14 protein-coding genes and 1 pseudogene are annotated in these 14,064 nt (G+C 59.5%); 8 read left to right on the forward strand and 7 right to left on the reverse strand.

Annotated elements, in window-relative coordinates:
- A pseudogene (locus GPS82_RS05005) lies at positions 1 to 1,166 on the reverse strand (DEAD/DEAH box helicase family protein); the annotation flags it as partial.
- A gap of 96 nt (positions 1,167 to 1,262) precedes the next feature.
- On the reverse strand, positions 1,263 to 1,994 hold the full coding sequence (locus tag GPS82_RS05010) for a phospholipase D-like domain-containing protein (RefSeq protein ID WP_296491693.1): 732 nt from the start codon (positions 1,992 to 1,994) through the stop codon (positions 1,263 to 1,265).
- Between the two features lie 158 nt (positions 1,995 to 2,152).
- Here GPS82_RS05010 and GPS82_RS05015 point away from each other — a divergent pair, with 158 nt between their 5' ends.
- The 5 genes from GPS82_RS05015 (at position 2,153) to GPS82_RS05035 (ending at position 5,543) form a co-directional block, all read left to right on the forward strand.
- On the forward strand, positions 2,153 to 2,368 hold the full coding sequence (locus GPS82_RS05015; RefSeq protein WP_296491698.1) for a cysteine-rich CWC family protein: 216 nt from the start codon (positions 2,153 to 2,155) through the stop codon (positions 2,366 to 2,368).
- Positions 2,365 to 2,583, forward strand: coding sequence for a hypothetical protein (locus tag GPS82_RS05020; RefSeq protein ID WP_296491700.1), 219 nt, complete (start codon positions 2,365 to 2,367; stop codon positions 2,581 to 2,583). Before GPS82_RS05015 ends, GPS82_RS05020 begins: the two co-directional genes overlap by 4 nt.
- 81 nt (positions 2,584 to 2,664) lie before the next feature.
- Positions 2,665 to 3,759 (forward strand): selenide, water dikinase SelD, encoded by a 1,095-nt coding sequence (selD, locus tag GPS82_RS05025; RefSeq protein WP_296491701.1) that lies wholly within the window; start codon positions 2,665 to 2,667, stop codon positions 3,757 to 3,759.
- A 156-nt stretch (positions 3,760 to 3,915) separates the two neighbouring features.
- Positions 3,916 to 4,299: a helix-turn-helix domain-containing protein gene (locus GPS82_RS05030; RefSeq protein WP_296491704.1), complete on the forward strand. Its 384-nt coding sequence runs from the start codon at positions 3,916 to 3,918 to the stop codon at positions 4,297 to 4,299.
- Complete coding sequence (locus GPS82_RS05035; RefSeq protein WP_296491706.1) at positions 4,296 to 5,543, forward strand: HipA domain-containing protein; 1,248 nt, start codon at positions 4,296 to 4,298, stop codon at positions 5,541 to 5,543. The genes GPS82_RS05030 and GPS82_RS05035 overlap by 4 nt, the downstream gene beginning before the upstream one ends.
- Before the next feature lie 19 nt (positions 5,544 to 5,562).
- Here GPS82_RS05035 and GPS82_RS05040 read toward each other — a convergent pair whose 3' ends face one another.
- Both GPS82_RS05040 and GPS82_RS05045 read right to left on the reverse strand, forming a co-directional pair.
- Positions 5,563 to 6,318: a DUF3047 domain-containing protein gene (locus tag GPS82_RS05040; protein WP_296491709.1), complete on the reverse strand. Its 756-nt coding sequence runs from the start codon at positions 6,316 to 6,318 to the stop codon at positions 5,563 to 5,565.
- Entirely contained in the window at positions 6,315 to 6,920 is a 606-nt protein-coding gene (locus tag GPS82_RS05045) for a CDP-alcohol phosphatidyltransferase family protein (RefSeq protein ID WP_296491711.1), read from the reverse strand. The genes GPS82_RS05040 and GPS82_RS05045 overlap by 4 nt, the downstream gene beginning before the upstream one ends.
- A 173-nt stretch (positions 6,921 to 7,093) precedes the next feature.
- On the opposite strand from GPS82_RS05045, the gene GPS82_RS05050 reads away from it, so the two are divergent.
- Complete coding sequence (locus GPS82_RS05050) at positions 7,094 to 7,672, forward strand: hypothetical protein (protein WP_296491714.1); 579 nt, start codon at positions 7,094 to 7,096, stop codon at positions 7,670 to 7,672.
- 8 nt (positions 7,673 to 7,680) lie between these two features.
- Here GPS82_RS05050 and GPS82_RS05055 read toward each other — a convergent pair whose 3' ends face one another.
- From GPS82_RS05055 to GPS82_RS05065, 3 genes are all read right to left on the reverse strand, one after another.
- Positions 7,681 to 9,498, reverse strand: a complete 1,818-nt coding sequence (locus tag GPS82_RS05055; RefSeq protein WP_296491716.1) for a putative nucleotidyltransferase substrate binding domain-containing protein — start codon at positions 9,496 to 9,498, stop codon at positions 7,681 to 7,683.
- Positions 9,499 to 9,602: 104 nt separating this feature from the next.
- The gene (locus tag GPS82_RS05060) at positions 9,603 to 11,330 is read right to left on the reverse strand and encodes a cation acetate symporter (RefSeq protein ID WP_296491717.1); all 1,728 of its coding nucleotides are present in this window, start codon (positions 11,328 to 11,330) and stop codon (positions 9,603 to 9,605) included.
- Positions 11,327 to 11,635 carry a DUF485 domain-containing protein gene (locus tag GPS82_RS05065; RefSeq protein ID WP_296491721.1) on the reverse strand — a complete coding sequence of 103 codons (309 nt, stop codon included), beginning with the start codon at positions 11,633 to 11,635 and terminating at the stop codon, positions 11,327 to 11,329. The genes GPS82_RS05060 and GPS82_RS05065 overlap by 4 nt, the downstream gene beginning before the upstream one ends.
- Positions 11,636 to 11,884: 249 nt before the next feature.
- Here GPS82_RS05065 and GPS82_RS05070 point away from each other — a divergent pair, with 249 nt between their 5' ends.
- Together GPS82_RS05070 and GPS82_RS05075 are read left to right on the forward strand one after the other, a co-directional pair.
- Entirely contained in the window at positions 11,885 to 12,145 is a 261-nt protein-coding gene (locus GPS82_RS05070) for a DUF4212 domain-containing protein (RefSeq protein WP_296491724.1), read from the forward strand.
- A gap of 11 nt (positions 12,146 to 12,156) precedes the next feature.
- The gene (locus tag GPS82_RS05075; protein ID WP_296491726.1) at positions 12,157 to 13,962 is read left to right on the forward strand and encodes a sodium:solute symporter family protein; all 1,806 of its coding nucleotides are present in this window, start codon (positions 12,157 to 12,159) and stop codon (positions 13,960 to 13,962) included.
- Positions 13,963 to 14,064 lie beyond the last annotated feature (102 nt).

The following is a 14,064-nucleotide window of genomic DNA, read 5'->3' on the forward strand; positions in this document are numbered from 1 at the left end:
GTGGCATATTGTTCATATACAGCTTTGGCACGGGCCATGGTGTCAGGCACAGCGTCCTCCAGGGCCACCGCGTCTACCAGCCCATCCATCAAGTCTTCCTTGTCGCCCTCGATGCCGTCGGCATCTTCATCGATGCGTTCCAGGTCCAGCAAGCCGGCATCCAGCACGCCAACAGGCAAGTCGAGCCCGTTTTCAATGGCGTACAGGTAAATTTGATTGCGCAAGATGTGCCGGTCGATCGACTGCAAAAAAGAGAACCCGCTGGATTCGAGCCGCTTGAACAAATTGGTACGGCAAAAGCCCATCAGTCGCTTGCCGGCGCGGCCCAGGTTTTCGATTTGCTTGCGCTCGGCAGGTGTGGCGACTTTTTCGGCTTGAGGGTCCACATACAAACCCAGGCCATAACGTGGCACATGCAGGGCATTGATTTCGTCAACCACTTGCGTTGAGTAAAGCCGGGCATAACGGTCTGACGGGTCGGATTCATTCACCTCGAAGGTGAGCGATATCGGCAAGCGAACGGGAAAGTAGCGCTTTTCATCGTCTTTGCCTGAAATGTAGCGGCGGCCATTTTTGTCAGCCTGGGTGTAGTGCTGGACGATGAAGCTGCGGGTGCGGCGCACCATGTAGAGCCGGATCAACTCGCGCCAGTCATCAAATTCGTCACTCTTCTCAATGGCCAGGATCGAGTTGACCCGGCACTGGTGCTTGCGTTCAAATTCGGCTTCGCTGATGCCTGCTTTACGCATGAAGCGCTCTGGGCGAATGCCGATATTGGCCTTTTCGTCAATGAACAGGCGCAACTGGGAAGACAGGTCGGTCTTGGTTTTGTTGTAGGGTGTGGCCGTGAGCAAGATCACTTTGGCATCACAGCTTTTGATGTAGTCGGCAATTGATTTGTAGCGCCTGCCTTCACGGTTGCGCAGGTTGTGGCTTTCATCAATCAGCACCAGCCGATATCGCTTCAGGTCGGGTAGTTTTTTAGTCACTTGCGAGACCGGCAAGACCATGCCGCGCAGCCCATATTCGGTCCGGTAGCGCTCCCACATGGGCTCCAGGTTCTTCGGGCAGATGATGAGGGTTTCGTAGCCCAGATCATCCTCAAACATGCGGGCCAGCGCGGTTGCCATGATTGTTTTGCCCAGGCCCACCACGTCACCAATCATCACGCCACCCCGGCGGTGCAGATGCCGTGCGGCAATCTTGACAGCACTTTTCTGGAATTCAAACAGATCCTGCTCAAACCGGGCGGGCAGGCGGAACTAGCTCAGGCCGGCACGCGCCTCGGTGCTGAGGTGGTAGGCAATGTTGAGGTAAATGTGGTGTGGGGGAATAGCCTCTTCACGCGCCCAACTGGTCTCTATGATTGTCGCCAAATCTTCTGACACGTCCAGTGCCCAACGCTCACCCCAGCGTGCGTCAAACCAATGCGAGAGTTTTTCTGTGCCTTGATGGTCAAGGACATCGACGTTGAGTTCCCCTTGTCTGGACAGACCTGCGAGCGTCAAATTACTGCTGCCCACAAAACCAGTGATGGGGTTGTTGACATCATCGCGAAACAGCAAATACAGCTTGGCGTGCAGCGGGTAAGGTAAAAAAAGTTTGACGACAACCTGCCTGGCGCGCAGCTGACGTGCCAGGGTGCGTAACCCGGCCTCATCTTTGCCAGTGGGAATGCCCAGGGTAATCTGCTCACGCAAGTGCGCAGCAAACTGGGTTTTGAGGCGGCTGGCGGTGGCGTTGTCGATCGAACCTGATTCGCTGGACTGTCGGTATAACTCGCGGATTTCTTCGTAGGGAGGACGCTGCATGCCAACCAACACCCGGCACACCTGGCCCGCAGCTGGGTCCCATGGCGCAATCAAATCGTCAATCGCCTGCCAGCCTCGCAGGTTCAGGTAGCCGACACAAAAATCAGACCGACCGGAAACCTGCATGGTGGCGCGTAGCGTGGTCAGCAGGTCTTGGTCGATGTTGTCGAAAATACGTGACATGGTGTGCGTTTGAATTCTGGTGTTCTTGGCCAGTGGATTGTGACGCTATCAAGCTTGTCTTTTTCCCGTGGCGTCAGTATTAGGTAAATCAGTAATGCAGACTCACCGGCATTCCATAAAATCAGGCTTATATTCCCCTACGCCTTTACCCTTTACATATGACATCCACACCAGCCCTCAATCCACAAAACTGCCCGCTGTGCGGCCAGCCGAACCAATGCGCCATGGAGGTGCAGGCGGCCACCGGCATCCAGCAGCCCCCCTGCTGGTGCACCCAGACGCAGTTCAGCGCCGAGTTGCTGAACAAAATCCCGGAAGCCGCGCGGGGTGTGGCATGCCTGTGCGCGGCCTGCGTTAAAGCGGCAGCGCCATGAGCTGGCTCGACAAATTTCCGCTGGCCATATTGATTGCGCTGGCCGTCTGGATGGCGGTGGCGCCGATCTCGCCTGAGCCACATTTAGTCGAAAAACTGCGCATGCTGAGTCAGGGCACACTCGTCAAACCGCTGGACATTTTTGATTTGCTGCTGCACAGCGCGCCCATTGTGCTGCTGGCGGTGCGGCTGTGGCGCAAGTTCCTGGCGAAGTGATGGTGCCGTAGTCGTTGGGGATCTGCTGGGTCGGATAATGGCGCTTTGCCTTGTCAACCGCCATCGGCGGTCACCAACCCCATGCCTTCTGAAAACTCAATTTTGACGCCTGCCCCTGCGGCCGTTCCCGTGCGCGCCGAGCCGCGCCTGACCAGCCTGTCACACGGTGGCGGATGCGGCTGCAAGATCGCACCCGGCGTGCTCTCTGACATCCTCAAGGGCACCACCGCCATGCCGATGCCCAGGGAACTGCTGGTGGGCATCGAGACCGCTGACGACGCGGCGGTGTACCAACTCAACGACGAGCAGGCGCTGATTGCCACCACCGACTTCTTCATGCCCATCGTCGACGACCCGTTTGACTTTGGCCGGATTGCCGCCACCAACGCCATCAGCGATGTGTATGCCATGGGTGGCACACCCATCATGGCGCTGGCGCTGGTGGGCATGCCGATTGCCGTGTTGTCGGTGGCAACCATTGGCAAAATTCTGGAGGGCGGCGCCAGCGTGTGCCGCGCCGCCGGCATCCCGATTGCCGGGGGCCACACCATCGACTCGGTGGAGCCCATTTATGGCCTGGTGGCCATGGGCCTGATGCACCCGGGCCGGGTCAAGCGCAACGCCAGCGCGCAGGTGGGCGACCGGCTGATTCTGGGCAAGCCGCTCGGTGTCGGCGTGCTGTCGGCGGCGCTCAAGAAAGACCTGCTGGATGCCGCCGGCTACGCCGAGATGATTCGTGTCACTACGCAGCTCAACACCCCCGGCCCGGCACTGGCCGCGCTCAAGGGCGTGCACGCCATGACCGACGTCACCGGTTTTGCGCTGGCCGGCCATGTGCTGGAGATGGCGCGCGGTGCCCACTGCACGGTGCAACTCAATTGGCAAAGTGTGCCGTTTTTGACAGGTGTGCGCGAACTCGCACAACAGGGCTGCATCACCGGAGCGTCGGGGCGCAACTGGGCCGCCTATGGCCACGAGGTCAGCTTGCCTGCTGGCTTTTCAGCGGTGGAGCAAGCCCTGCTGACCGACCCGCAAACCAGCGGCGGCCTGCTGGTAAGTTGCGCGCCGTCAGAGGTCCCCAATGTGATGGCGATTTTTGCGGCCCACGGCTTTGCCGATGCCGCAGATATTGGCGAGGTGTGCGCCTTTAACGGCGCGACCCACCTGGTGCTCTGAGCCGGTTTGTATCGCGTCCCTTGGGGTCATCAGGCAGGTGCGCCTGCCAGCAGTTTTTTTGCCTTTGGTAATTTTTGATGCGGGTGGGGATACACAAATAATTGACTAAAAATACATATATGTTATTTTTATTTGGAACATGCTAACATTTATAGCATGTCAAAACGCTCTCAAGTCATCCTGGTCATGCCGCCTGCGGTGCTCAAGCAACTCCAGGTTTTGGGTGATAACCTGGCATTGGCGCGCAAGCGCCGCTGCGAATCGCGCAAGGTCTGGGCGCAGCGCATTGGCATTTCTGAACCCACCCTGACGCGGCTGGAGCAAGGCGACCCCAGCGTTTCTCTGGGGGCTTATGCCACAGCTTTGTGGCTGATGGGGCGTGCTGGCGCCATTGCCGACCTGGCTGCCCCCGAACATGACCAGGGCGCACTCGAAGCCGCAGTGCGCGTGGCCCGGCTGCGTTCGGTGCGAAAACCCGCCTCCGTCGAGGCACGGCTCAAGCCAGTCGCCACTGCTCTGGTTGGCGGGCAGATCAAATGATTGACTTTGACATCCACCAGTACCAACTGCGCGATGCCTTGTATTTGTGGTGGCTGGGGCAACCCAGTCGGCCGCAACTGATCGGGACCTTGGCCATGGTGCGCGCTAAAAGAGGCGTGTCATTGCGTTACGCCCCAAGCTGGCTCAAGGCCGGTTTTCCTCTGAGCGAAGACTTGCCCCTGATCGACAGCGAATTTCTGCCCATGGAACCTGAAACCGCCGCCGGCGCGGTAGATGATGCGCGCCCCGACCGCTGGGGTGAGCGGGTGATCCGTTTTCTTGACAAGCCACCACGCCTGTCGGTGCTGGAATTTCTGCTTTTCGCCGGTGATGAGCGCTTTGGGGCGCTGGGGGTGTCGGTTTCCAACGCGGCTTATGTTGCGCGCCGCATGGGGCCCCTGCCGCAACTTGCCGATGTGCCGGCCATGGCCAGGCTGGTTCAACAGGTCTTGCAGGGTGAGCCGATCGATGCCGCGCAGCAGCGCCTGATCGCCCCGGGTGGCACCATGGGCGGGGCGCGGCCCAAGGCGCTTTTAAACCTGGATGGTCACCCTTGGGTGATCAAATTTAATGAGATGGGTGAATCGATCGACATGCCCCTGGTCGAGCACGCCAGCCTGACCCTGGCCGCCAAGGCGGGCATTCGCGTCGCCCAGACCCGACCCATTGCCCTGCCTGCGGGGCATGCGCTGGCAGTGAAGCGTTTTGACCGGGCGCCCGGCCACCGCCATCATGCCCTTTCTGCCAGGGTGGCTTTGAAGGCGGCAGGGGAAGACATGGGCTACCCCGAACTGGCTCAGTTGTTGCGCCGGCGGGGTGTTGCTGCTGACGGCGTGGCGCTGCAGCATCGGCACGAGTTATTTCGGCGCATGGTGTTCAACATCTTGCTCGACAACACTGACGACCATGAGAAAAATCATGTTTTACTGATGAACGACCGTTTCGAGTACGAGCTGTCGCCTGCCTTCGACGTGCTGCCAGCGGGGCAGGCGTTGGGCTACCAGCAGATGCGTGTGGGCAGCGCAGGCAGCGACGCCAGCCTGGACAACGCTTTGTCCGAACACCGTCTGTTTGGTCTTGACGCGCCAGAGGCCGTGCAGCAAGTGCGCCAGGTGGTGGCTGTGATCGCCAACTGGCAGCCGCATTTTGTTGCTTGCGGTGTCAGGCCAAGCGAGATTCAGGCGCTGGCCCAGCAGATTGACCGACCATTTTTGTTGACGCAGCGACAGGCTCATGGGGGCTGAGTCCGCCCAGCGGCTTGGTTCACGGCAGCCAGCGCAGTTCGGTCAAATAGCCCAGGCTAGTCCCCAGCGTGTTGTCGCTGTCGGCCCCCACCGCCACGGCGGTGACTGACGGCAAAGCCTTGCTTTCCTGGCCGAACAGCGCCGCAAAATCATCCGCGATGTTGCGGCGCTGGCTGACCCATTGGCCGACAGCGGTCTCAGAGCCATTCAGCACCACATAGCGCACCCGCGCGCTGTACGGGTTGGCGCCGCGCGTACCTGCCGGGTAGCGGCTGTCCCAGAGGTAACACAGCGTGGCGCTGGGCAGGTTTTGCCCGCTGACCGAGCGCGCCAGGGCCAGCACCGAGCGCTGCAGCAAGGGGATGTCGGCCAATGGCTGGTCCAGCATCACACACACCTTGAGCGCCGCATCGTCACCGGCTTTGGTCTTGATGTCGGCCGCCGCCAGCGGACGCTCCAGCCGCCAGCGCCAGCTCAAGAATTCGGGCGCCGCGCTCTGCCAGGCGTGGGTCAGCACGCCATACGACGCTTGGGTGCGTAATGCCAGCACGGTTTCGCCGTTCAGCACGACCGTGTCGAACACGCTGCGCGGTGCCTTGTTGTCGGGCAGGCCGCCGGGCTGCCAGGCCGGGTGTGGCGCCAGGCCGCTGACGGCGGTGAGGGGCGCCAGGGCGGCGTTGGCTGGCGCTAAAGCCGTCTGGCAAAAGCCGCCTTGGCTGCCCAGCAGCGAAAAACAGAGGGCGATGAAAGCTGGCGATCTTTTTGGGAGCTTCATTGGAATGCCTTCCAGCCCCACCAGATGCGTGTGGCGGTGGTGAGGGCGCACAGCGCGGCAAAGCCGTAGGCCAGCTCGATGAACAGGCCGGGCCAGACGCACATGGCCAGGAAGCAGACCAGGGTTTCGCTGGCCTCGGTCAGGCCGCCCAGAAAGTAAAACGATTTGTTCGGGATGGCCAGGTTGCTTAAGTCCCGCTTGGCCGCCATCACCGCAAAGGCCAGAAAGCTCGACCCGGTGCCAATGAAAGCGGCCAGCAGCACGGCGGCCGGCAGCGCGTTGCGCGCCGGATCGCTAACCGCGAACGCCAGCGGAATGCTGGCATAAAAGACAAAGTCCAGCGCGATGTCCAGAAAACCGCCGGCATCGGTGGCCTGTGTCAACCGCGCCACGGCACCGTCCAGGGCATCCAGCAGCCTCGACGCCAGAATGGCCAGCGCGCCTGCCATGTAGGCCCCATAGGCAATCAGGCAGGCGGCAAAAATCCCGGTCAGAAAGCCCAAAACCGTCAGCCGGTTGGCGGTCAGCCCCAGGCGACTGGCCTGGCGGGCCAGGCGCTGGATCACGGGGGCGATCAGCAGGCTGAAGGAGCGGTCAAACATGGCGGTTGGGCAGATGGCATTGGCAATGAGGTAAAGACACCGTTCAGGAAGGGGTAAAGAGTCCGGACGGGCTATCGGTTAAGCTGACCGGCTATGAGCATAGCCCAAACCAGTCAGTCGTCAGGCTTTGCTGGTCGGCCATGGTCGAGCCTTTTAATCAATTGGAGATTTCAATGAAGAAAACACTTTTGGCACTGTTGCTGCTGGCCAGTGCCGGCGTTTATGCCCAAACCAGTCCGGCCAAACAGGCGCTGGTGGACAAGGTATTGGGCCTGCAGCGCCCGGCCATCGAGCAAACCGGGCTGGTGATTGCCGAGCGCCCCGCTTTGCAGATGCGGCAACAGGCTGGTGTCGTCTTGCAAACCCGCGTGGCCCCTGAAAAACGTGAGGCGGTGGCCAAAGACCTTCAGGCAGACCTGAAAAAATACGCCGACGATGTGGTGCCCTTGATGCAGCAGCAGGCGGTCAAGCTCGCGCCATCAACGGTGGGTGTGATGCTGGCAGACAAATTTACCGAAGATGAACTCAAGCAGCTGATTGCCATCATGGAGTCTCCGGTGAACCTCAAGTACCAGCAGATGGGCAACGAGATGCAGAAAGCCCTGGCTGACAAGCTGATGGCCGACATGAAGCCCACCGTGGAGCCCAAGGTCAAGGCGCTGGCCCTGGCCATGGACAAACACCTGGGTTTGCCAGCACCGGCCGCAAATGCCAAGGCAAGCAAACCCGCGGCTTCTGCGCCCAAAAAATAGCACCGCGCCTACTCCAGCCGGTAGCGCAGGCGCAAAAGCTGTTTGAACTGACGAATGATGGCCAGGGCATCGGTGAGCTGGTCCCGGTCCAGCCTGCCCAGGCTGCTTAATGCCACCAGATTGCTGATCGGCTGACCCAGTGAAAGCTGGCGCAGGTTGTTGCGCAGCTTCAGCGTCATCAGCATGTGCAGGGTCTCGCTCAGGTCGCGCACCAACGGGGCCGGAAGAATCTGCTGGTTGGCCAGGGCCTGCAAGCGCTCCACCGTGCCCAGCGCTTCCAGCCGGAATTCAAGCGCCAGGGCGCGCGCGCCATGCACGATCGGGAATGTGCCAATTTTCTTCAGGTCAAAGGTTTCCGGTTCGCGGCTGTGCATCAGCGGCAGGCGCTGCCACCAACCGCTGGCGGGTTCCGCAAACTGGTCAATTGCGCTGGCCATGCGGCCAATGAAGGTGTCGCTGCCAACCGCCAGCGTCAGCGCCTGCTCGCGCGCGCTTGCCAGCAGCGTGGCATCGCCGGCGACGGCGCGGGCGTCCATGAAGATCGCCAGGTTCATCTTGCCCTCGGCGTCCGGGCCAAACAGCCACTGGCCAATGGTCTGCCTGAAGTCGCCCAGGCTTTGGCACCACAGCGGGTTGGTCACCATGATGTTGCCGGGGCAGGGCGGGTAGCCAAAGGTCAGCAGCGCGGCGCTGAACTGCTGCGTGATGGCTGCCAGGCCTTCGCAGTGGTAGCCATCGCGCAGCAGCAAGGCGTTGTCCTGATCGGTTTTCAGGATTTGCTCGCTGCGGCCCTCACTGCCCATCACCAGCAGGCAGCTGTTTTGCACCAGGTCTGGCGGTGCCAGCAGCGCCCACAGCCGGGCAAAAATCTGACCATTGAGCTCGCTCACCAGTCTGGAGATGATTTCAATGCGCATGCCGCCGCGCTGCAGCAGCTTGATGGTGTCGTCCACCTTCAGGGCGGCCACCTGCAGCTCGGCCGCACTGTGCGCCTGCTCCACTTGCAGCGTGATCAGGTGCGAGTGGTTCGACATGAAACTCATCAGGTCGAGCTGGCTCAGGATGCCGACGATGGTGTCGCCGTCTTTCACCAGCACCCGGTGCACGCGGTGGCGCAGCATGATCAGCAGGGCGTCGAACAACTCGGCGTCCGGCGACAGCGTGATCAGGTCAAAGCGGGCGACATCGCGCACGGCCAGTTGCGCCGGCGGCGTCGGTTGCAGCAGGGCGTCGCGCAGGTCGGTGGTGGTGAACATGCCAATGCGCTCGCCGCCGCCCTGCACATCGCGAACCAGCGCATTGCCTGTTTTGTTTTCGGACAGCAGGCGGCACACCGACACCAGGTCGAGCTGGCCGTCAACATAAAAAGGCCTTTGCAGGTAGGCATCCTTCACCCGCAGCAGCATCAATGACAACAACTCGCGGTTGCGGTTGATGTCTTCATCATCGGTCAGGTTGTTGGCAATGCTGGCAAACACCCGCGCGCTAAAACGCGGGTTGTCTCCCAGCAGCACCATCATGGTGGCTTTTGGCAACTGCCAGGCACAGACCTCGTCCAGGGTCGTGACCGTGGCATGGCTGTGCTGCGTGAGCAGCGCGCGCCAGCTGACGGCCTCACCGCTTGTGAGCACATGCACCTGCCCGTCTTCCTCAAGCTGGGCATGTCCGGATTGCAGCACCCACAGATACTGGGGCGCCTTGTCGGGTTGCAGCATGCGCTCGCCAGCGGCGAGCCGCACATGCAGAGCCACTTCGCGCACCTGTGTTTGCTGGGTGGCGCTCAGTTCGCTGAAGGGCGATGATTCAAAAGAAAACGCATTCGACACGGCAGTCATCCAAAAATAAAAAAAGGGCCACAGACAAATTGCCTGCAGCCCTTTGAGCTTGTTACATCGAAAACCCGGGGGCTGACGATGCGACCTGCGTTACATCAGTGGCCTGACGCACCATCAGCGCCAATGCCGGTTTCCGAGCGCACTTGCTGCGCCAGGAAGCCCGCACGGTCTTTCTTGGCCCGCGCGCTGTTGTCAAGAATCGAGAACAGCCAGATGCCGAAAAAGCCGATGGTCATGGAGAACAGGGCAGGCGAAGTGTACGGGAACAAGGCCGAACCTTTGGGGTTGCCCAGCGTGGCTTCCCACACCGAGGGCGACACCACCGTCAGTGCCACGGAAGAGATCAGGCCCAAAAAGCCGCCAATCACAGCGCCCCGGGTGGTGCAGTCTTTCCACAGCACGCTCATGAACAGCACCGGGAAGTTGGCCGACGCGGCAATCGCAAAGGCCAGAGACACCATGAACGCGATGTTTTGCTTCTCGAACACAATGCCCAGCGTCACGGCCAGAGCGCCCAGGCACAGCGTGGTGATCTTGGAGATACGCAGCTCATCGGCACTGTTGGCCTTACCCTTCTTGATCACGGTGGCATAAATGTCGTGCGACACAGCCGAGGCACCCGACAGCGTCAAACCAGCGACCACTGCCAGGATGGTGGCAAAAGCCACCGCCGAGATGAAGCCCAGGAACACGTTGCCGCCCACAGCGTTGGCCAGGTGAATGGCTGCCATGTTGCCGCCGCCCAGCAGACCACCCTTGACCGGGTCGATGAACTGAGGGTTGGTCAGCACGAAAGTGATCGCGCCAAAGCCAATGATGAAGGTCAGCAGGTAGAAGTAACCAATCCAGCCGGTGGCCCACATCACGGAAGAGCGCGCCGCCTTGGCGCTTGGCACCGTGAAGAAGCGCATCAAAATGTGTGGCAAACCAGCGGTACCGAACATCAGCGCCATGCCGAAGCTGATCGCAGAGATCGGGTCTTTGACAAAGTTGCCCGGGCCCATGATGGACTGGCCAACCTGGGAGGCCACTTCGGCAATCTTGCCGTCTTTCAGGGCCAGATCGGTTTTGATCTGGACGGCTGAGGCAAACATGGCTTCAAAGCTGAAACCAAAGTGCCACAGCACCGACAACGACATGAAGGTCGCTCCGCCCAGTAGCAAACACGCCTTGATGATCTGCACCCAGGTGGTGGCGGTCATGCCGCCAAACAGCACGTAAACCATCATCAGCGCGCCCACAATGATCACCGCCACGTAGTACTCCAGACCAAACAGCAGCTTGATCAGCTGACCCGCGCCCACCATCTGGGCGATCAGGTAAAACGCCACCACCACCAGCGTGCCCGATGCCGCAAAAATGCGGACCGGCTTTTGCTCGAAGCGGAAAGCGGCCACGTCGGCAAACGTGAACTTGCCCAAGTTACGCAGGCGCTCGGCCATCAGGAAGGTGATGACGGGCCAGCCCACCAGGAAGCCGATGGAGTAGATCAGGCCATCGAACCCGCTGGCCATCACGGCTGCGGAAATACCCAGGAAGGACGCCGCAGACATGTAGTCGCCGGCAATTGCCAAGCCGTTCTGGAAGCCGGTGATGCCGCCACCTGCGGTATAGAAGTCGGCCGCAGACTTGGTCTTGGACGCCGCCCACTTGGTGATGAACAGCGTGAAAACCACAAAGGCTGCGAACATGCCGATGGCGGTCCAGTTGGTGGGCTGTTTGACAGCCTGTCCCAGATCAGCGCCAGCGGCAAACGCACCAGCCGAAACAGCAAGCAGAGAGATGAACGCAATGGCGTTCGTCGTTGTTTTTTTGATAATCATTTCAGAACCGCCTTCGTGATGGCGGCGGTCAGGTCGTCGTATTCGCTGTTGGCGCGAAGCACATAAATGGTGGTGATGATGACGGTGAACACAATCACGCCGAAACCAATCGGCACGCCAATGGTCATGACGCCTTCGCCCAGCCTTTGCGACAGGAACTCCTTGTTGAACGCCACGAGCAGAATGAAACCGTAGTACACGATCATCATGGCCCAGGTCAAGGTCCAGCCAAAGCTGCTGCGCTTGCGCTTGAGCTCCTGGTATTGGGGGTTACTGATAACCCGGCTAACTAAGTCATCTTGCATAGGTGTTCTCCATGTGGTTTGTAAGGGTTTGGAGATTAAGGGTTTCTACTTACCGAGTGCTGACCTTTGCTGATTTCAGAGAAATACCTGTCGGTGTTTACCCTCGCTTTGAACGCGGTCGTCAAGTTCATCAGAAAACTGTAAGGATGCCCCGCAATAGTCCGGCCTGCAACAGCTTGGGTCACCACCTGGCAATGTATGGGTGCGGCATTCAGTGCCGTTCTTGTTTTATTAATTTAAGGAGATTTCATGAAGGAAGACTTAGGCAGTCACGCCTACTGGAAAGCCACCATTTCGCTCCTGCGAAACATTCTTATCGCATGGTTCTTGGTTTCGTTTGGCGCTGGCATCCTGTTCGTTGACTTTTTCAACCAATTCCACATGGGTGGATATCCGTTGGGTTTCTGGTTTGCACACCAGGGGGCCATCTACTTTTTTATGATTCAGATTTTTTATTACGCCTGGCGTATGAACAATCTGGACATCAAGTTTGACGTTCACGAAGAATAAGGACTGAAATCATGGAACTTCAAACCACAATCTACATCATGGTGGGTCTGAGCTTTTCGCTCTACATCGGTATTGCCATCTGGGCACGTGCCGGCTCCACCAGTGAGTTTTATTCTGCGGGCGGCTCAGTCCACCCGGTGCTTAACGGCATGGCCACCGGCGCCGACTGGATGAGCGCGGCGTCTTTCATCTCCATGGCCGGCCTGATCGCCAACATGGGTTACGGCGGCGGCTTGTTCCTGATGGGCTGGACCGGCGGCTACGTGCTGCTGGCCATGTTGCTGGCACCTTACCTGCGCAAGTTCGGTAAATTTACCGTGCCGCAGTTCATTGGTGACCGCTTCTACTCCAAGGGTGCCAGCATGATCGCCGTGCTCTGCCTGTTGACCGCATCACTCACCTACATCATTGGTCAGATGACCGGAGTGGGTGTGGCGTTCTCGCGCTTTTTGGGCGTGTCAAGCGAGGTGGGTATCTACGTCGGTATGGGCATTGTGTTTTTGTACGCCGTGTTCGGCGGCATGAAGGGCATCACCTACACCCAGGTGGCGCAATACATCGTGCTGATTTTGGCTTACACGGTGCCTGCGGTCTTCATCTCCTTGCAGCTTACCGGCAACTTCCTGCCCCAGTTGGGACTCGGAGGCACGCTCTCGGGCACTGATGTGACCCTGCTGTCGAAGCTGGACTCCGTGGTCACTGACCTTGGTTTTGGTAAATACACCACCACCACGGCCGGTAGCACACTGAACATGTTTGTCTACACCCTGTCGCTGATGATTGGTACCGCGGGTCTGCCGCACGTGATCATGCGATTCTTCACGGTGCCTACCGTGAAAGACGCGCGTTCATCAGCTGGTTGGGCTTTGGTGTTCATTGCCATTTTGTACACCACCGCACCTGCTGTGGCGGCCATGGCCAAGCTCAACCTGCACTCGACGGTGAACACTGCCGTTGCCGCAGGTGGCGACTTGTACGCCGCTGACGCCAGCATCGTGGCTGAGTCGCGTCCTGACTGGATGAAGCGTTGGGAAAAAACCGGTCTGCTGAAGTTTGAAGACAAGAACGGCGACGGTCGCATTCAGTACTACAACGACAAGACTAAGAACGAAGCCGCTGCTGCCAAGGCTGCCGCCGCCGGCTGGAAGGGCAACGAACTGACAGTGAACGCCGACATCATTGTGCTGGCCAATCCTGAAATTGCGTTGCTGCCCAACTGGGTGATTGGTCTGGTGGCTGCCGGCGGTCTGGCTGCTGCGCTGTCAACTGCCGCTGGTTTGCTGATGGCCATTTCTGCTGCGGTGTCGCATGACCTGATCAAGAACATCTTTGTTCCTGACATCTCTGAAAAGGGCGAGTTGATGGCCGGAAAGGTGTCTATGGCGGTGGCGATCGTAGTGGCTGGCTGGCTAGGCTTGAATCCTCCGGGCTTTGCGGCCGGTACCGTGGCCTTGGCCTTTGGTATTGCTGCCAGCTCGCTGTTCCCCGCCATCATGATGGGTATCTTTAGCAAGAAAATGAACAAGGAAGGCGCCATGGCCGGTATGCTGGCGGGCTTGTTTGTGACCTTGTTCTATGTGTTTGCGCACAAGGGTATCTTCTTCGTCAAGGGCACCGACTTCCTGCCGTTGATCGGCGGCGCCAACCCCTTCTTTGGCATCACGCCTGAAGCCTTCGGTGCCATTGGTGCACTGGTGAACTTTACAGTCGCGTTCCTGGTTGACAAGGTTACCCCCGAGCCACCTGCGCACATTCAGGCTATGGTGGAAGCCGTGCGCGTGCCGCGCGGTTCCAAGCTGGTCGATGGTGCCCACTGAACGCGATTTGATCGCTTGAAAAACCTCTTGCCCGCGTGCGCGGGCAGAGGTGACAATGAAAGCCCTGTCGGTCAAGCTGGCAGGGCTTTTTACTTGAACTGG

This window comes from Rhodoferax sp. (assembly GCF_011391645.1).
GTDB lineage: Bacteria > Pseudomonadota > Gammaproteobacteria > Burkholderiales > Burkholderiaceae_C > Rhodoferax.